This is a genomic window from Neoalteromonas arenosi, from assembly GCF_030362855.1.
Classification (GTDB): domain Bacteria; phylum Pseudomonadota; class Gammaproteobacteria; order Enterobacterales; family Alteromonadaceae; genus Alteromonas_E; species Alteromonas_E arenosi.
The window spans coordinates 230,124-247,311 of the sequence record NZ_JAUCBP010000001.1 but is presented as its reverse complement, the minus strand read 5'-3'; the positions used below and the strand labels follow the sequence as shown (position 1 = coordinate 247,311).

At 47.8% G+C, this 17,188-nt stretch carries 19 protein-coding genes; 11 read left to right on the top strand and 8 right to left on the bottom strand.

Annotation, left to right across the window (positions count from 1 at the left end; translation table 11 throughout):
- Positions 1-102 precede the first annotated feature (102 nt).
- The 8 genes from QTP81_RS01155 to cyaY all read right to left on the bottom strand — a co-directional run bounded on the left by QTP81_RS01155 (position 103) and on the right by cyaY (position 6,512).
- Positions 103-762 carry a cupin domain-containing protein gene (locus QTP81_RS01155; RefSeq protein WP_289363123.1) on the bottom strand — a complete coding sequence of 220 codons (660 nt, stop codon included), beginning with the start codon at positions 760-762 and terminating at the stop codon, positions 103-105.
- A gap of 5 nt (positions 763-767) precedes the next feature.
- Complete coding sequence (locus QTP81_RS01150; protein WP_289363122.1) at positions 768-1,931, bottom strand: heme biosynthesis HemY N-terminal domain-containing protein; 1,164 nt, start codon at positions 1,929-1,931, stop codon at positions 768-770.
- Positions 1,928-3,103, bottom strand: coding sequence for a uroporphyrinogen-III C-methyltransferase (locus QTP81_RS01145; RefSeq protein ID WP_289363121.1), 1,176 nt, complete (start codon positions 3,101-3,103; stop codon positions 1,928-1,930). The genes QTP81_RS01150 and QTP81_RS01145 overlap by 4 nt, the downstream gene beginning before the upstream one ends.
- A 3-nt stretch (positions 3,104-3,106) precedes the next feature.
- Positions 3,107-3,826, bottom strand: coding sequence for a uroporphyrinogen-III synthase (locus QTP81_RS01140; protein ID WP_289363120.1), 720 nt, complete (start codon positions 3,824-3,826; stop codon positions 3,107-3,109).
- A 14-nt stretch (positions 3,827-3,840) separates the two neighbouring features.
- Entirely contained in the window at positions 3,841-4,770 is a 930-nt protein-coding gene (gene hemC / locus QTP81_RS01135) for a hydroxymethylbilane synthase (RefSeq protein WP_289363119.1), read from the bottom strand.
- Positions 4,771-4,884: 114 nt separating this feature from the next.
- The gene (locus QTP81_RS01130) at positions 4,885-5,352 is read right to left on the bottom strand and encodes a YHS domain-containing (seleno)protein (protein WP_289363118.1); all 468 of its coding nucleotides are present in this window, start codon (positions 5,350-5,352) and stop codon (positions 4,885-4,887) included.
- Between the two features lie 158 nt (positions 5,353-5,510).
- Complete coding sequence (locus QTP81_RS01125) at positions 5,511-6,182, bottom strand: alpha/beta hydrolase (protein ID WP_289363117.1); 672 nt, start codon at positions 6,180-6,182, stop codon at positions 5,511-5,513.
- A 9-nt stretch (positions 6,183-6,191) separates the two neighbouring features.
- Positions 6,192-6,512, bottom strand: coding sequence for an iron donor protein CyaY (gene cyaY / locus QTP81_RS01120; RefSeq protein ID WP_289363116.1), 321 nt, complete (start codon positions 6,510-6,512; stop codon positions 6,192-6,194).
- Between the two features lie 103 nt (positions 6,513-6,615).
- Here cyaY and gmk point away from each other — a divergent pair, with 103 nt between their 5' ends.
- The 11 genes from gmk to QTP81_RS01065 all read left to right on the top strand — a co-directional run bounded on the left by gmk (position 6,616) and on the right by QTP81_RS01065 (position 17,122).
- Positions 6,616-7,260: a guanylate kinase gene (gmk, locus tag QTP81_RS01115; protein WP_289363115.1), complete on the top strand. Its 645-nt coding sequence runs from the start codon at positions 6,616-6,618 to the stop codon at positions 7,258-7,260.
- A gap of 74 nt (positions 7,261-7,334) precedes the next feature.
- Positions 7,335-7,604 carry a DNA-directed RNA polymerase subunit omega gene (gene rpoZ / locus QTP81_RS01110; RefSeq protein ID WP_289363114.1) on the top strand — a complete coding sequence of 90 codons (270 nt, stop codon included), beginning with the start codon at positions 7,335-7,337 and terminating at the stop codon, positions 7,602-7,604.
- Between the two features lie 117 nt (positions 7,605-7,721).
- Complete coding sequence (gene spoT, locus QTP81_RS01105) at positions 7,722-9,836, top strand: bifunctional GTP diphosphokinase/guanosine-3',5'-bis pyrophosphate 3'-pyrophosphohydrolase (RefSeq protein ID WP_289363113.1); 2,115 nt, start codon at positions 7,722-7,724, stop codon at positions 9,834-9,836.
- Positions 9,837-9,866: 30 nt separating this feature from the next.
- A complete protein-coding gene (locus QTP81_RS01100) occupies positions 9,867-10,253 on the top strand; it encodes a RidA family protein (RefSeq protein ID WP_289363112.1) in 387 nt (128 codons plus the stop codon).
- A gap of 10 nt (positions 10,254-10,263) precedes the next feature.
- A complete protein-coding gene (gene trmH, locus QTP81_RS01095; protein ID WP_289363374.1) occupies positions 10,264-10,971 on the top strand; it encodes a tRNA (guanosine(18)-2'-O)-methyltransferase TrmH in 708 nt (235 codons plus the stop codon).
- 98 nt (positions 10,972-11,069) lie between these two features.
- Complete coding sequence (locus QTP81_RS01090) at positions 11,070-11,696, top strand: peroxiredoxin-like family protein (RefSeq protein WP_289363111.1); 627 nt, start codon at positions 11,070-11,072, stop codon at positions 11,694-11,696.
- Positions 11,697-11,700: 4 nt separating this feature from the next.
- Positions 11,701-12,462, top strand: a complete 762-nt coding sequence (locus QTP81_RS01085; protein WP_289363110.1) for a peroxiredoxin-like family protein — start codon at positions 11,701-11,703, stop codon at positions 12,460-12,462.
- A 36-nt stretch (positions 12,463-12,498) separates the two neighbouring features.
- Positions 12,499-14,574 carry an ATP-dependent DNA helicase RecG gene (gene recG, locus QTP81_RS01080; protein ID WP_289363109.1) on the top strand — a complete coding sequence of 692 codons (2,076 nt, stop codon included), beginning with the start codon at positions 12,499-12,501 and terminating at the stop codon, positions 14,572-14,574.
- Complete coding sequence (locus tag QTP81_RS01075) at positions 14,561-15,373, top strand: class I SAM-dependent methyltransferase (protein WP_289363108.1); 813 nt, start codon at positions 14,561-14,563, stop codon at positions 15,371-15,373. Before recG ends, QTP81_RS01075 begins: the two co-directional genes overlap by 14 nt.
- 14 nt (positions 15,374-15,387) lie before the next feature.
- Positions 15,388-15,861, top strand: coding sequence for a peroxiredoxin (locus QTP81_RS01070; protein WP_289363107.1), 474 nt, complete (start codon positions 15,388-15,390; stop codon positions 15,859-15,861).
- Between the two features lie 82 nt (positions 15,862-15,943).
- Entirely contained in the window at positions 15,944-17,122 is a 1,179-nt protein-coding gene (locus QTP81_RS01065; protein ID WP_289363106.1) for a BaiN/RdsA family NAD(P)/FAD-dependent oxidoreductase, read from the top strand.
- The last annotated feature ends 66 nt before the right edge of the window (positions 17,123-17,188 follow it).

The following is a 17,188-nucleotide window of genomic DNA, read 5'->3' as shown; positions in this document are numbered from 1 at the left end:
TATTGCCATCTCTATCCTTGATTAACACTAGTCCACGTGGCTAGGCGCCACGTTGTACAGTATCTATCACAATGGCGGTAGGTTCAAACGCTTATCAGATGGCTAGGTCAAATGACCAACTTTCACGTAAATTAGCGCACCATCTTCTTGGGTAAAAGGGGTGTGCTGACTCAAATGTGGGCTGCGTATCCACGTCCCTTGAGGGTATTCACCGTGCTCGTCGTAAAAGGTCCCCTGTAAAACGAATATCTCCTCACCGCCCCAATGCTTGTGAGGCTGAAATTGTGTGTCAGGCTCCCATTTTACTAAGGCGACATGCTCACTACCAAAGGTGTGCAAACTCATCACTGACAATCCTTGTACAACACCTGGAGACCATCGCTCACTGCGAGTATCGACTGTGATTTGAGCCTTGTCAGTTGGATCAAATTGATGCAGTTTTACGAATATCGTTGCCCCATTGCTGCCTACCTTGGGCGCATGTGACGTTCCGATTGGGTTGCGAATGTATGTGCCGGCAGGATATTGCGCATGCTCATCTGCAAACACACCATCAAGGACAAAGATCTCCTCACCACCGCCGTGAATGTGTTCTGGAAACTCACTGTTGGGCGCGTAGCGAACAATGGATGTCGCCCGTGCAACTTCACCACCAATCCTGTCCAGCATCATGCGTTCTACACCAGCCATCGGGCTGTCAACCCATTGGTATTCTTCCGGACGGATTACCACGCGTTGGGTAAAATCGCTATTGAGTTCCACTGTCCCTACTCGACGCTTTGTTTGTATAACGCCAACGCGCGGACATTGTCTTGTTGTCGCTCACTGATTTGCGCAAGCATACGCAGGCGCTCCTGGGTAGGTTCAAGCTTAATGGCTTTCTGCAGGACTTTTTCCGCCAGAATATCGTTGCCACAATTCATTGCGATAGCACCTAATACGGTTAGGTACTCAACATTATTTTCATCTTGTTTGAGCCAGTGTTCTAACAGCTTCACCGCTGGCGCTGGGTTAGGCAGACGCAACTCCTTCATCAGCGGTAACAGTTCTTCAACCGGGCCCGCGCCTTGCCATTCGACTAGGTGTTTTTGGGCTTCATTGTGCATTCCTTGGTCTAATAGCTGTTGCACGTAAGCCGCCTGTTTGGCTCTGTCTTTGCGGCTCGCACGAGGCAACTGATGCCAGTGTTGGATTAATTCGTTTGCACCCGAGCGGCTGGCTATTTCAGCAAACTCACCTTTAGAGGCTTGCTTGGCCCAGCTGGAATAAGCATCGCCTAATGGCTTTCGCCATTGGGGTAGACGCTGTTGAATCTCCTGCCATCTACCCAGGTGAGCAAGAATTGTGATCCACAAATTCACGATGGAAATACGCTTCTGTTCTTCCTCGCTAAGGGCTTCAATAATCTCAAGTGCTTTCCCGGCTTCATTATTGGCGAGGTGGCTCTTCGCAATACATACCTTTGCGGCATAGTCGGCATTACTTTCGTCAGCGGCTTCTAGCCAGTATTTTTCAGCTCTATCACGGTCACCAAGGTCTGCTGCCACTTGACCCGCGGCAAGTAAATTGACGCCATCAAAATCACCGGAACGGGTGCGTTGTAACCAGCGATCTGCGCGGTTTAAGTCACCTTCAAAATAGGCGGTCATACCTTTGAAGTAGGCTTTGCTCAGCCGGCGCTGGCTAAACGAACCAAGCCAGTATTTAGAGCCTAGAGTAATCCGTAGTAAGCGCTTGCTAACTGAAAGGCCTATTAAAAACAGGACAACAGAGCCAAATATCAAAATCAGTAAGGTTAAAAAGCTGGTTTCAAACGACATGTCACCCAGCCGGATTAACACATAGCCTTTATGTTCAACCAGCTGTGAGCCAACGATCATGGCCACTACCATTAATAAGAAAACTCCAAGAATTAACACTAGGCGCTTCATAGTGCTTCTTCCTGTTTACCAAACAACGCATTGATACGGGTGTCGAGTTTATCTTCGAGTGCCCTTTGTGCTCTTAATTCGGCTGGGAAAGGCTTGTCGACAGGCGTTTCGATTAAATTCTGTAGCGCATGACTAAATTGTTGGACGTCCGTCGTTTCCAAATCAAAATCGTTCACTACAAGTGCCATTGCGCGTTGCAGTGACTGTTGGTAAAGCGTTTCTTCGGCGCTTAGCGCCGCTGTTTTGGCCTGCATAAGCGCAAACTTAAGTTGCTGGCGGGCAAGCCATTGCCCTTCTTCGCTGATAAAGGGTTTGATTGGCGTAGTTGTTGATTCAACACGCATGAATTTCTCAATAAACGCATCCCAGCTTCGGCTGAGATTCTCGCGCCAATCGCCCACCGACTCACTCAGTTCTTGAGGTTCGGGTTTATACTCTTCGGGGAAATGAGTATATATCGGTAAGTTGTCGACTTGCGGTATCAAACCAGAAATGGCCAACGCGACTGATGTTAGTGAGGTGGGATTCAGTTGACGTAGCGTTTGCATATCTTCAGCCAACAACTGACGAATTGGGATAAGCGATGGGTCGGCAAGGTCAGCTAACCGAGCATCAGCGGCGGCAAGCATCATTAACGCGCTGCGATCATCGCCTTCAAGCCACAATTTACGACCTGCCATGCGCACGAGATAATCCGCTTCCGCCAACAACCAATCTGAAGGGCGACGACCTCCTATTTCCGTTAACTCGAGCTGCAAAAGCTCAATCCGCTGAGTCAGCGCTGCAATAGTTGACTGCGCGTCAGTCATCGCCTGCTGATTCGTTTGTAAGGTTTGACGTTGCGTTTGCGCCAGATTATTCAACTGATTTTTAACATCTGTGAGTTCTGATTGGGCAGTGGCTAATGCCTGTTGTTGAGTCGTTAAAGCGCCTTGTATTTGCTGCTGCTGTCCATCGTCAACACGCAACTTTGTCCAGTAATACCAGCCACAGGCTCCGGCTACCGCAATTAACAATAATAAATTGATGGTAATGAAAAACCACAACAATCCTGTTTTCGGTTTAGGTTGGGTTGCGCGAGAAGAGGTTTCGGCCTCAATTACCTTACTTTCGTCCGCCGCCGAAGTCGTAGTCATAGCACTTGTGGTATTTGAGGTGTCAGAATCAGCCATGCATTACTCCAAAATTTGATTAACACACTTTAGCAACGCTGCGTCACTAGCGCCAGCGCTTATGTGCACTGTATCAATGCTTGCTCGTTTTGCCATATCAGCAACTCGTTGACTTGGTACAATCCAAGTTTTTTGTTTTAAGTTTACAAAAACAGGGTGCTTGGTTAACTGTTCTATCGCCTCGCCATTGGTGACAATAATAACGGAAGCCTTTACTAATCGCTCTTGATTGTCATGGTTTATGGGAATTGATTGACGTCGGTACACGGGATAATCGTGACAGTGAGCGCCGCGCTCTGCCAGAGTTGCATGGATCAGAGTACGACCGGCAGTGCCTTTGATTATGCCAACTTTTCGGCCCTCAATGTCGTCTAAAATCGGATCATTGAGTAGTCCTTCAGATGTGGCGTCGGTCGGTACATGACAAAGGTCTTTAAAATTGACTAAGACTCTCGCTGTTTTGTGACCAATACAAATAATGCGTTTAGGGTGTACCCGGGATTCATTGAGTTTCAGCGCATACGCCAATGCATGCGCGGCGTATTGGCTTGTCACAATTGCAGTATCGATGGCCGCATATTTAATTGCACAGATCAGCTGCTTATAACCCTCGGGCTCTTCTACCACGCGTTGCACAGCGACTCCCGTGCAATCTTCCAGATGCGTTTCGAAAAACGCCATACTGGCTGCCAATGATTGTTCAGGGCGAATAATAACAATCATGGTGTACCGCGCGCTTAACTGTGGAGCTCTGCTAATAACGCCCCAGCACCTTGTGCCAAAAGCTGTTCAGCAACTGAAATCCCGAGTGCTTCTGCGTCGTTAATATTTGCACTGGCTTCAGCGGTTATGAGTGTCTCGCCATCGGTACTGCCAACTAATCCTTTGAGTAACAATGTGTCGCCATTGAGCTGGGCAAAACTCCCGATGGGTACTTGGCAGCCGCCTTGAAGTCGGGCATTTAAGGCGCGTTCTGCCGTCACGCGGTAAAATGTTGCATCATCCTGCAAAGGTTTTAGCCGCTTTATTAGCGCCGCGTCATCGTTGCGACATTCAATACCAACAGCGCCTTGCCCAACAGCAGGCAGCGATAACTCAATTGGCAGGGTGTATTTTATTCGTTTATTCATGCCCAATCGGATTAAGCCCGCTGCGGCTAATATAATGGCGTCATATTCACCGTTGTCGAGCTTTTGCAAGCGAGTATTGACGTTACCGCGTAAGTCTTTAATGACCAAATCGGGGCGATGGTGGCGCAGCTGACATTGGCGACGCAGACTCGAGGTTCCCACAATTGCGCCTTGGGGTAACTCACCAATGGAGCTGTATGTGTTAGATACAAATGCATCGAAAGGGTTTTCGCGAGGACAAATTGCATGAAGCCCAAAGCCTTGAGGAAACTCGACCGGCACATCTTTCATCGAGTGCACAGCAATATCCGCTCTATTCTCGAGCATTGCTACTTCGAGCTCTTTGATAAAGAGCCCTTTACCACCAATCTTGGCTAATGGCGTATCTAAAATCCGATCGCCCTGTGTGGACATAGGTACAAGCTCAACCGTCAAGTCCGGATGATGACGGAGTAACTCAGCTTGCACATATTCGGCTTGCCACATGGCTAACGCACTTTTCCGCGTTGCAATTCTAATGGTATTGGGATCTTTCACATTGACTCTAAAACATTCACTTCATTCCTTAAGTGTAACTTATCTAAGCCATTGAAGAGAATAAAAAAGGCAGCCAAAGCTGCCTGTACTCGTGTACCTGGATATTGCCGGACGTTACTCGCCAGCAGGCAAATCGACAAGTTTTGGATACCAAGCGTTGGCTTCTTCAATAAACTGTCCTGTATTCGCGCGCCATTCACGCATAACACTTTTACTGTAGTTCAAGTACAGTTTGCCATCGAGAATAGTAAAGGCCTCTTCATCAATGCCGACTAACCGACCATCAGACATGGCGTATGCGCAATAACCGCCGTACTGAGGCGCAAATTTCTCTGGTTCATGGGTAAACATATCCAGGTGTTCTTGTGACGAAAAATACCATTCTGCGCCACGCCAAGTTGTCATATATTTATCAGAGCCCTTAACTGGCTCACCCATCGTAAAGTATGCGACTGTGTCATAACCGTAAATGGCCTTGTTGTTAAAGGTTCCTGTTTCGATTGGGTCATCGGCATGTGCATTGGCAGCCGCAAATATTAAAAATAGTACAAAGCCGCGCAATAAAAGTGATAGTTGTTTCATGGTAAATCCGTGGTTGTGTTTTCTTGATTAGATGCAGAATAAAACCGGTAATGGACAGAAAAACTTTCACACCGTATTTACTTAAGAGTACTGTGGACGTGGAGATTGATGCTTACAACCCGCGGAGGATTTGAGGTTTCAACCCTCCGCTCTTTTATCTATTGGGCTAATACTTTTTGCAACCAACTCGAAATATCGCGAATTTCCTGCATACACACATTGTGCTGCATGACATATTCGTGCCATTCGGCTTGGTAACCATTGGCGGTAATTGATTTATAGGCTGAGTGTCCTAGGAACATAGGCACCACGTCATCCTGTTGACCATGGCACACCATAAATGGTGTTGCACTATTTGCCGATGTTTTCTCCGCGGCTAGTTTGTCGGCTTCACACATGTAGGTAGACAGTGTCATTACACCGGCGAAGGTAGTCTGGCCGCGCGTTGCCAAATGGTAGGCAATAACACCACCTTGTGAGAAACCTGCAATAACTATTTTGTTGCTCGGGATCCCAGCAGCTATCTCATCATCGATAAGTTGTTGTACTTGCGCTGCCGACTGTTCAACCCCGGCTACATCAGCCCGTGAGTTAAAGTCCAAGGATTTGATATCATACCAGGCGCGCATCGACATGCCGTTGTTAATCGTAATAGGCTGCACCGGCGCATGCGGAAAAATAAAACGAATACCGTGATTTTCAGGTAAGTGTAACTCCGGCACTATGGGGGCAAAGCCGTTACCCGAATCACCTAATCCGTGTAGCCAAATTACGGTAGCGCGATGTTGGCCACTGGCTGGAACATCAACATATTGTAATCTCTCAGACATGAATACTCCTTATTCACCTGACAATGTAACTGGCTGGCCCGCTTGCTTTGAGGCCGCTTCGTCCATAAACGACCAAAACTCAGCCCCAGTGCGCTCGTCAATCCATTGCTCACCTTCCAAGTTGAAATGGTGACCGTTGAACTTGGTCGCTACCCAAATCTGATGTAGAGGGGGTTGTTTATTTAGGATTATCTTCGTTTGGTTGGGGAAAATCAGGGTTAAAATACCGCCTGCGCCTTCGTAATCAATGTCGACTTCACATTCGTCGAGCGCTTCTTCGAGTCGCATGAAGATGGCATCAACCCGCATGTCGTATTCTGTATCATTCATATTTATTTGCTAACTCACTAATTGCTTAAGCTTATGCTACCATTGGCATAGTACTTTCCACTAGAGCTTAATGCTCGATAAAACATAGCTTTCAAATCGTTTTATGGTTCAACTCCTTGGTAATTTATTTATTTTATCTGCGCCATCGGGCGCGGGTAAGTCCAGTTTGATTAAAGCGCTTCTCACCAAGCATGCCGATTCAGTGCAGCGACGCAATGGTGATTTACAAGTCAGTGTTTCACATACCACGCGTGATCCGCGCCCCGGTGAAGTGGATGGCGAGCACTATCACTTTGTTGATCGCGCTGAGTTTGAGCGTTTGATTGAGCAAGGTGCTTTTTTTGAATGGGCGGAAGTATTTGGCAATTACTACGGCACTTCACGGGTCACAATCGAAAACACCTTATCGAAAGGTATTGATGTGTTTTTAGATATCGATTGGCAGGGCGCGCGACAAGTTAAACAGCAATTACCGGATGCTATTGGCATTTTTATTTTGCCGCCTTCACTAGAGGTATTAAAGAGCCGTCTCGACTCTCGAGGTCAAGACAGTGCTGAGGTTATTGCTAGTCGCATGCAAAAGGCCAAAGATGAAATGAGTCACTACGATGAGTTTGACTACGTACTGGTCAATGACGACTTTAGTACCACACTAGCGGCGCTGGAAAGTGTTGTTTTTGCCCAGCGCGAGCGATTAGACAACCAAAAGCAACGAAATAACACATTAATTGCTGAGTTATTAGCATAAATGACTACCGTCTGTACAAAGCTTAGGCTATACTACGCGGCCATTTTTGAACAATCGCATAACCGGAGAATCACATGGCTCGCGTAACTGTAGAAGACGCTGTAGATCAGATTGGCAATCGTTTTGATTTAGTTTTGGTTGCTGCGCGACGTGCACGTCAACTTGCGACAGAAGGCAAAACGCCACAAGTCGACATGGGCAACGATAAGCCTACTGTGACGGCATTACGTGAAATCGAGCAAGGCTTGGTTACAGCTGAAAGTATCGAAGCGGAAGAAATCCGTGATCAGCAACATCAAGATGAGGTTGAATTCGCGTCTGTAGCGAACATTCTGGCAGAGTAATCCGCCACCTACCCTTTTCGGTACGAGCGCCAGCATTTTTGCTGGCGTTTTCATTTGGTTATTTAGTTAATTAGCTTTATTCTAAACCTATCAGATTATGTAAAGTCAAAACGTCACGTGTATTTATTTGAAGGACTACAAGCCAAGCTGTCGCAATACCTGCCCGATGAGCAGATCGAGGTGGTGCGTGAGTCGTTTGTAGTTGCGCGGAATGCTCATGATGGACAGATGCGTTCTAGTGGCGACCCATATATTACTCACCCTGTAGCAGTGGCAGGGATTTTAGCAGATATGCATATGGACCATGAGACGATCATGGCGGCCTTGATGCATGATGTTATCGAAGACACGTCAGTAGAGCGCGAAGACTTAGAGTCTCAGTTTGGAGAGGTCGTTGCCGATCTTGTTGAAGGCGTAAGTAAACTCGACAAAATTGAGTTCAATAGCAAACAAGAAGCGCAAGCGGAAAACTTTCGGAAGATGATGATGGCGATGGTGCAAGACATCCGCGTTATCCTCATCAAACTAGCGGACCGTACCCACAATATGCGCACGCTCGGTTCACTGCGCCCCGATAAGCGCCGTCGTATTGCACTGGAAACCCTCGAAATTTATGCGCCGATTGCACACCGCTTGGGTATTCACGATATTAAAAATGAACTTGAGGATCTCGGTTTCCAAGCGATGTATCCCATGCGTCATCGCGCGCTGAAGTCTGCGGTCGTGCAAGCGCGAGGCAATCGCAAGACTATCATCGAGAACACTCGCCAAGAGCTCAATACCCGTCTCGAAGAATACTCCATTGAAGCCGAGGTTATCGGCCGCGAAAAACATTTGTACTCAATTTATCGCAAGATGAAAAACAAAGAGCTGATGTTTAACGAAGTTATGGACATCTACGCGTTTCGCATTTTGGTTGATACTGTCGACAATTGCTATCGCTCCCTCGGGGCGATGCACTCGTTGTATAAGCCCATCGAGAACCGCTTTAAAGACTACATCGCCATTCCTCGCACCAATGGTTATCAGTCGCTTCATACATCCTTAATTGGACCGCATGGCATACCGGTTGAAATCCAAATCCGAACCAAAGAGATGGATCAAATGGCGGATAAAGGGGTTGCGGCGCATTGGCTGTATAAAGGTGCTGGCGATTCTGATACCACGGCGCAACTACGTGCGCGCAAATGGATGCAGTCGTTACTTGAGTTACAACAAAGTGCCAGTTCGTCGTTTGAATTTATCGAGAGTGTTAAAACCGATTTATTCCCGGATGAAATTTACGTATTCACCCCAGACGGCCGCATCATTGAATTGCCTACGGGCTCTACCGCAGTAGACTTCGCTTATGCGGTTCACTCGGATATTGGCAATACCTGTGTCGGTGTGCGAGTTGAACGGCGAAATTACTCGTTGAGCAAGCCTCTAGAGAATGGCCAAACAGTGGAAATTATTACCTCGCCGCGCGCCAAACCCAATGCGAATTGGTTGAACTTTGTCGTTAGTGCCCGTGCTCGAACGCGCATTCGTCAGTATTTGCGCAAGCAGCAGTCGCAAGAAGCGGTTAATATGGGCAATCGTTTATTGCGTCATGCTTTGGGTGCGATCAAGTTAGATGACATATCGCAAGCCGACAAAGATCGGGTTGTTGCAGAGACAAAGCACGAAAGCTTTGACGATTTGTTAGTTGATATTGGTCTGGGTAATGAATTATCGGCCATTGTAGCCCGCCGATTAATTGGTGAAGGCAGCGAAATTCCCGAGAAAAAAGGTGATGTTGCGATCCGCGGCACCGAGGGCTTATTAGTGCATTATTCGCAGTGCTGTTACCCCATCCCAGATGACGAGGTTGTTGCGGTACTTAGCCCTGGTCGCGGTATGGTCATCCACCAAATTGGTTGTACTAACATTCGCAAACTAGCTAAAGAAGAGCCTCAGCGCGTACTACCCATGCAATGGGAATCAGACGCTAAAGGTGAGTTCAAAGCATCCCTGCGGATTGAGTTATTCAATCATCAGGGCACTTTGGCAACTTTAACCAATACGATCGCGGCCTGTGACTCAACCATTATTGGCCTGCAGACCGAAGAAAAAGAAAGCAACATTTACTACATTGATTTACAGCTAACCACCACCAATCGGGTGCACTTAGCACGGATCATGAAGAAAATCCGCACCATGCCAGAGGTCCAACGGGTCTCTCGGCACAGTAAAACCAAAACGCGCGGTTAACTGCGCCTCAGAATCAACATAGGAAACATTATGCCTAAAGCGATAATCAATACCGATCGCGCGCCACAAGCTATTGGTACATACAGCCAAGCAGTTAAAGCAGGCCATACGGTTTACTTATCGGGTCAAATCCCGCTGGTACCAGACACCATGGAAATGGTTTCAGATGATTTTGCTGCCCAAGCGCAACAAGTGTTTAAAAATGTCAGTGCCGTGTGCGAAGCCGCGGGTGGTTCTACTCAAGATCTCGTTAAAGTGAATATCTTTCTTACTGACTTGAGCAATTTTGCCACGGTAAATGAGATCATGAGTCAATACTTTGTTGAACCTTACCCTGCTCGTGCAGCGATTGGTGTAGCTGAATTGCCCAAAGGTGCGCAAATTGAAATTGATGGCGTGATGGAGCTTCCGGAGTAAACCCATGCAGATGACTGCTGAGCGCAATGCACGGATCCGAGCTTTGCTAAAAACCCGTCAGGCTGACTTGACGGTGTGTATGGAAGAGGTCAGTAAGCCGCACAATATTGCGGCCATGGTGCGCACTTGTGATGCCGTTGGTATACACGAAGTCAACGGCGTGTGGGATGGCCAGAAGATAGCGCGTAATGGCACATCTATGGGCAGTAATGTGTGGGTGAAAACGCGCGCACATGACTCCATTGAGCACGCGGTAAAGCATTTTAAATCGCGGAATATGCAAGTGTTGGTCACCAATCTTAGCCCTAAGGCAGTGGATTTTCGCGCGGTGGATTATACTAAACCAACTGCAATTATCATGGGGCAGGAAAAGACGGGTGCAACCGCTGAGGCTATTGCCCTTGCTGACACCGACATCCTTATTCCAATGGTGGGTATGGTGCAGTCGCTCAATGTATCTGTCGCGGCAGCTGTCGTGTTGTATGAAGCCCAGCGCCAGCGTGAATTAGCCGGCATGTATAAAACGTCTAATCTGCCTGAAGAGGAACAACAGCGCGTGTTATTCGAAGGAGGGTTCCCGCAGTTACACGACATTTGTTTACGTAAAAATATTCCCTACCCCTATGTTAATGCTGACGGTGAAATTGAAGCTGATAGTGAGTGGTGGCGACAAGTTCAGCTGTCTGAAGCGGCATTTGCAGCTGAAAACGAGAACTAGCGTTTTGTATGCGGCTGACAAAATCTTTATACGTTTTGAAATAATTGTGTCGGCGTGCGGGTCTTTTGCTCTGTCTAATAACTTAACTGAGAAACCCAATGCGCAAAATTTTCGTTGCTATCCTGTTAGCCGTTGCTTTTAGCCAATCAGTATTTGCTCTTGATCGCACTGTAATTGCAGACTCTGCAGAAAACGTTACACCGCTCCTCAATGGTCAAGCGGCACCCTCAACTACCCTTAAAACCGCTGACGGTTCGCCGGTTAGCTTTAAAGCACTGACCATGCAAAAGCCGAGTATCGTGTTATTTTATCGCGGTGGTTGGTGCCCATACTGCAATCGTCAATTGGCAGAGCTTAAAGATATTGAGCAAGATTTAGTGGATATGGGCTATCAAGTATTGGCGATTTCTCCAGAGTCACCCAGTCGTTTGCAAGAGCAAAAATTAGAAACTGAATTTGCAGTTACGCTGTTATCTGATGAGTCACTGGAAACCATCCGTCAATTCGGTATTGGTTTTTATGTGGCAAATGAAACCAGCCAATTGTACAAAGAAAAAATGGATGTGGTTCTGACTAGAGATGACAGTGCGCGCTCTGTTCTGCCTGCGCCAGCAATCTTTATTGTTGATAAAGACGGTTTGATTCAGTTCAATTATGTTAACCCCAATTATGCTGTACGACCGTCAGCAGAGCTATTACTCAATGTGGCGAAAGCGTTGAATTAATCGAGTGTTTGAACGCCTCGGGAAGCGTCGCTTCGCGGCGCTTTTCAGGGGCCAATTGCAAAGGCAAGCAGCACAGATTAATCTAGTTTCAGTGATGGCCTTGTTTGGTCAAAATTCATCGGAGCTAGAACAATCGATGCGAATGCTTAAATACTCAATCCTCTCGATCTTTGCTGCACTACTGAGCGTGTGCGCCTGCGCAGAGACCAAGGTTGCCGAAAGTGCCGATGAAATCAGTCCTTTATTAATTGGTCAGTTTGTCCCTCAAGTCACAGTTAAAACCGAGTTTGGCGGTGATATCGAGCTGATGGCCTTAATTGAAAAGCGCCCCACGGTCATTATCTTTTATCGCGGTGGCTGGTGCCCCTATTGCTCAAGGCAAATGGCGGGTTTGGTTGAAGTCGAACAGCGCATTCTCGATTTGGGCTATCAAATTCTGGCTATTTCACCCGATTCCCCTGCACGACTGACAGCCCAGCGCTCGTCACAGGATTTTGAAATAATCCACTTATCAGATATGTCGTTGGCTGCAACCGTCGGATTTGGTTTGGCTTATTACGTTGATGATGAAATGGTCGAAACCATCCGTGGTCAACTGGGTGCGGAGGTAGTGACCTTAGAAGATGAGAGTAAAGTGGTGCTTCCTGTACCCGCTGCCTATATCATCGATACTACAGGCTTGGTAAAATTTGCCTACGTTAATCCCAATTTTCAGCAACGAATAAACCCTAACTTGCTTTATCAAGCCGCACGTTTATCTCGTTAATATAGCAACAAGGACAAACCAATCACTAGTTTAACGTTGGTTTCGCAAGGAGCCAAAATAACTACCCTTAAAGGCGTTGGCGCAAAAATGGCTGAACGTCTTGAGAAAATCGGGATACGCACGGTTCCCGACGCGCTCTTTCATCTGCCTGCACGCTATGAAGACCGCACGCGCATTTATCCTATTGCTGACTTACAACCCTTGCTGCACGTAAGTGTGCAAGGCGAAGTGACCTCAAGTGCCGTGCAGTTTGGTCGCAAACGCATGTTAGTCACACGCATCAATGACGGTACGGGCTCGCTGACTTTGCGCTTTTTTCATTTCACCGCAGCGCAAAAGAACATGCTAGATAAGGGCCAGCGGATACGCTGCTTTGGCGAGGTGCGCACGGGTAAGCACGGCTTGGAAATGATGCACCCAGAGTTCAAACTGATTAGCGAGCAAGAAGGTGAGCTAACGGTTGAAGAGAGCCTAACGCCGGTGTATCCCACTACCGAAGGGGTTAAACAAATTACGCTGCGCAACATCACCGAACAGGCATTGGCAAGCTTGGACTCTGGTAGTCTCAGCGATTTATTACCCGGTGGTATGTATCAACAACAAATTGGCTTGCATGAGGCATTGCGAATCGTGCATCGCCCACCGCCAGATATCGCTATTGAGCAATTAGAAAATGGCCAACATCCTGCGCAGCAGCGGCTAGTACTAGAAGAGTTATTGGCGCACCACTTGAGTATGCTCAAAGTCCGTGCACAAACCCAGAAGCTATCGGGATTTGCCTTGCCGCAAAACACTCAATTAGCCGAACGCTTACTGAAAGGCTTACCGTTTTCGCCCACCAATGCGCAGCAGCGCGTGTTAGCCGAAATTCGCGACGATATTGCAAAGCCAATACCGATGATGCGATTGGTACAAGGCGATGTAGGATCTGGTAAAACCTTGGTCGCGGCATTAGCTGCACTGAGCGCGGTCGAAGCTGGTTATCAAGCGGCCTTGATGGCGCCAACTGAATTACTCGCAGAGCAACACGCAAGCAATCTAAATGCGTGGTTTGTACCACTGGGTGTGCGCGTCGGCTGGCTGGCCGGCAAGCTTAAAGGTAAAGCGCGCGAACAGACGCTCACCGCGTTGGCTAGCGGTGAAATAGATTTACTGGTAGGTACTCACGCGATATTCCAAGAAAGTGTCGAGTACGCCAATTTGGCTTTAGTAATAGTGGATGAGCAACATCGCTTTGGCGTGCATCAGCGCTTGGCTTTACGCGAAAAAGGCGAAGCGCAAGGACGTTATCCACATCAATTGATCATGACTGCAACGCCAATCCCGCGCACGCTGGCGATGACTGCTTATGCCGATTTGGAAACATCCATAATTGATGAGCTGCCACCGGGTCGCACACCAGTAACAACAGTGGTTATTCCTGACTCGCGTCGCACTGAAGTGGTTGATCGGGTGCGTACAGCTTGCACTGAGCAAAACCGTCAAGCGTATTGGGTGTGTACTTTGATTGATGAATCAGAAGTATTGCAATGCCAAGCCGCTGAAGATACCGCTATTGCGCTGACCACTGCATTGCCAGATTTAACGGTTGGCTTAGTACACGGACGTTTGAAAGGACCGGAAAAGCAAGCCATTATGGCGCAATTTAAAGTCGGTGAAATCGATTTATTAGTGGCTACCACGGTGATTGAAGTGGGCGTTGATGTGCCCAACGCTAGTTTAATGATCATCGAAAATCCAGAGCGTCTTGGCTTGGCGCAGTTACACCAATTGCGCGGCCGGGTAGGTCGTGGCGCGGTCGAAAGTCACTGTGTGTTGATGTATCAAAGTCCGTTATCAAAGACAGCGACTAAGCGATTGGGTGTATTACGCGAGTCTAATGATGGCTTTTACATAGCCCAACAAGATTTGGAGATCCGCGGACCAGGTGAATTACTGGGCACCAAGCAAACCGGTATTGCCGATTTGAAAATCGCGGATTTGGTGCGTGATGCGCATCTTATACCCAAGGTACAAACCTTGGCTACTGAGCTTTGGCAACGCTATCCAAGCCATGCACAGGCAATTATTAATCGCTGGTTAGGTTATCGAGAGCACTATGGCAACGCCTAATTACCCTCTAGTGACAAACATCTCGGTTATCGATGAACGATCGGGCGTTGATAGCCGTGAAGCATTGGTAGCTAAAATGAGTGGCTTGCTGCCTGATCAAAGCTGGCAGCAAGTAGACTCACTCGATGCGGGTGTAGGATTAGTGCTGAGCGACAATGGTCTGTCACTGCGCAACGCCGATACACCAAAAAATGGTGATGTGCGCGTCGATTTTCTCTCTTCTGCACTTGCATATCGTCGCGCCAAAGGCGGCGGTAAAAGCGAATTGTTGGTAAAAGCCATTGGTATCAAAGGCAGCCAAGACTATCGGGTTATCGACGCAACCGCCGGTTTGGGTACGGATAGCTTTGTGTTGGCTAGTAATGGCTGTAACGTGACAATGCTGGAACGTTCACCATTGGTGGCCGCTCTATTAGCTGACGCACTTACGCGTATGCATAGCAATGCACCTGACCATGAATTATGCCAACGTCTGCACTTAAGTCGTGGTGACAGTGTTACGCAGTTAAGCCAATGGGCAAAAATACCTGAGTCTGAACACCAGCGCCCGGATGCGATATATCTAGACCCGATGTTTCCGCACCGCAAGAAATCGGCGCTAGTGAAAAAAGAAATGCAGGCCTTGCAGCAGCTGCTTGGCGTAGATCCAGATGCTGACAGGTTGCTCGAACCGGCGCTGGCATTAGCAACAAAGCGCGTGGTGGTAAAACGTCCGGCATCAGCACCTTTTTTAGCCGAGCGCAAACCGAATGTGTCGATGAGCAGTAAAAAACATCGATTCGATATTTATTTTACTTAATTAAGGAGCACGACATGTTAAAAGTTGGATCTCAGTTACCTGAGAAGACCTTTAGTTTGTTACAAGATGGCGAAATGAAAAACCCAACGACAACCGACTTATTCGCGGGTAAGAAAGTGGCGTTTTTTGCGGTACCGGGTGCGTTTACACCTACCTGTTCAGCGGCTCATTTGCCAGGCTATGTAGCCTTGGCTGATCAGTTCCAAGCTAAAGGCGTTGATAGCATCATCTGTTTATCCGTGAATGATGCTTTTGTTATGGATGCGTGGGGTAAGGCACAAAATGCCGAACACCTCGTTATGCTAGCTGACGGCAATGCAGGATTTACCACCGCAGCGGGTATGGACATGGATACCGATGCATTCGGTGGCGTGCGTTCAGTCCGTTACAGCATGCTGGTTGATGATGGTGTAGTAACCGCACTGAATGTTGAAGCGCCGGGCAAATTTGAAGTTAGCGACGCAGAAACATTGCTTAAAGCTCTGTAATCGGTACCCCAAATTTTTGTTATACTACGCCCCAGTCTTGGGGCGTTTTTTTGCCCGCTACTTTTTGGGCAATAGCTAACGAATGAAAACAGACGTAATTGTTATTGGGGCCGGAGCGGCCGGGCTTTTTTGTGCTGCGCAAGCAGGATTTCGCGGTCGCAATGTAGTAGTACTGGATCACGCTAAACGTCTCGGTGGTAAAATCCTGATGTCCGGCGGTGGTCGTTGTAACTTCACCAATATGTACGCCAGCCCTGAAAACTTCTTATCCAATAACCCGCACTTTTGCAAATCGGCACTGAGTCGCTATACCCAGTGGGATTTTATTGCACTGGTTAATCAGTACGACATTGCCCATCACGAAAAAACACTCGGCCAGTTATTTTGCGATGATTCAGCCAAGCAAATTGTCGATATGCTGCTCAGTGAGTGCCAAAAGGCCAATGTCCGCGTGGTTAATCGCTGCCCGGTTGAAGGTATCGAAAAAACCGCAAATGACTTTGTGGTTAATACGGGGAATGGTCAGTACCAGTGCGAGTCTCTGGTGGTCGCAACCGGCGGTTTAAGCATGCCAAAACTGGGTGCTACGCCCTTCGGTTATAAAATTGCTGAACAGTTTGGTATTCCCGTGACACCGGTGCGCGCAGCGTTAGTACCCTTTACCTTGCACGACGAAGACAAAGAGGTACTCAGCGAGCTTAGCGGTGTTTCCATTGATGCGGCAGCGAGTTGCAACAATACCCAGTTTAACGAAAGCATGTTGTTTACTCACCGCGGTTTAAGTGGCCCCGCTGTTTTGCAGATCTCAAGTTTTTGGGAGCCGGGCGACACCGTCAGTTTTGATATTACCCCCGCCGCAGACTTTACCGAAAAGCTATTGGCACTGCGTAATAGCAACACTAACTCACTACTATCGAATGTCCTCAATGAATGGTTCCCCAAGCGCTTTGTGCAAACTATTTTGGCGGTATTTGGAATCGACAATAAACCGTTAAAGCAATACAACGAGAAGCAGTTAATTGCGATTTGTAATCGCTTCAATGATTGGCAAGTGAAGCCCAATGGTACCGAGGGATACCGCACCGCTGAGGTCACTTTGGGCGGTGTGGATACCGATTACCTATCGTCCAAAACCATGGAAGCCAAGCAAGTCCCTGGCCTTTACTTTATTGGTGAAGTTGTCGATGTAACCGGCTGGCTCGGTGGCTATAATTTCCAATGGGCATGGTCCAGCGGCTGGGTCGCTGGGCAGTATGTTTGATTAGCATACATCAACACCAGCACTCATTATTCCGGACTTAATGTGGGTCTCTATCATTAAAAAACC

Excerpts from the sequence above, each read along its gene's own strand:
- QTP81_RS01130 (WP_289363118.1), bottom strand. The coding sequence starts at position 5,352 with ATGAAACAACTATCACTTTTATTGCGCGGCTTTGTACTATTTTTAATA.
- QTP81_RS01075 (WP_289363108.1), top strand. The coding sequence starts at position 14,561 with ATGGCAACGCCTAATTACCCTCTAGTGACAAACATCTCGGTTATCGAT.
- cyaY (WP_289363116.1), bottom strand. The coding sequence starts at position 6,512 with ATGAATGATACAGAATACGACATGCGGGTTGATGCCATCTTCATGCGA.
- trmH (WP_289363374.1), top strand. The coding sequence starts at position 10,264 with ATGACTGCTGAGCGCAATGCACGGATCCGAGCTTTGCTAAAAACCCGT.
- QTP81_RS01090 (WP_289363111.1), top strand. The coding sequence starts at position 11,070 with ATGCGCAAAATTTTCGTTGCTATCCTGTTAGCCGTTGCTTTTAGCCAA.
- QTP81_RS01070 (WP_289363107.1), top strand. The coding sequence starts at position 15,388 with ATGTTAAAAGTTGGATCTCAGTTACCTGAGAAGACCTTTAGTTTGTTA.
- QTP81_RS01140 (WP_289363120.1), bottom strand. The coding sequence starts at position 3,826 with ATGATTGTTATTATTCGCCCTGAACAATCATTGGCAGCCAGTATGGCG.
- QTP81_RS01145 (WP_289363121.1), bottom strand. The coding sequence starts at position 3,103 with ATGGCTGATTCTGACACCTCAAATACCACAAGTGCTATGACTACGACT.
- gmk (WP_289363115.1), top strand. The coding sequence starts at position 6,616 with ATGGTTCAACTCCTTGGTAATTTATTTATTTTATCTGCGCCATCGGGC.
- rpoZ (WP_289363114.1), top strand. The coding sequence starts at position 7,335 with ATGGCTCGCGTAACTGTAGAAGACGCTGTAGATCAGATTGGCAATCGT.
- QTP81_RS01100 (WP_289363112.1), top strand. The coding sequence starts at position 9,867 with ATGCCTAAAGCGATAATCAATACCGATCGCGCGCCACAAGCTATTGGT.
- QTP81_RS01065 (WP_289363106.1), top strand. The coding sequence starts at position 15,944 with ATGAAAACAGACGTAATTGTTATTGGGGCCGGAGCGGCCGGGCTTTTT.
- QTP81_RS01125 (WP_289363117.1), bottom strand. The coding sequence starts at position 6,182 with ATGTCTGAGAGATTACAATATGTTGATGTTCCAGCCAGTGGCCAACAT.
- QTP81_RS01150 (WP_289363122.1), bottom strand. The coding sequence starts at position 1,931 with ATGAAGCGCCTAGTGTTAATTCTTGGAGTTTTCTTATTAATGGTAGTG.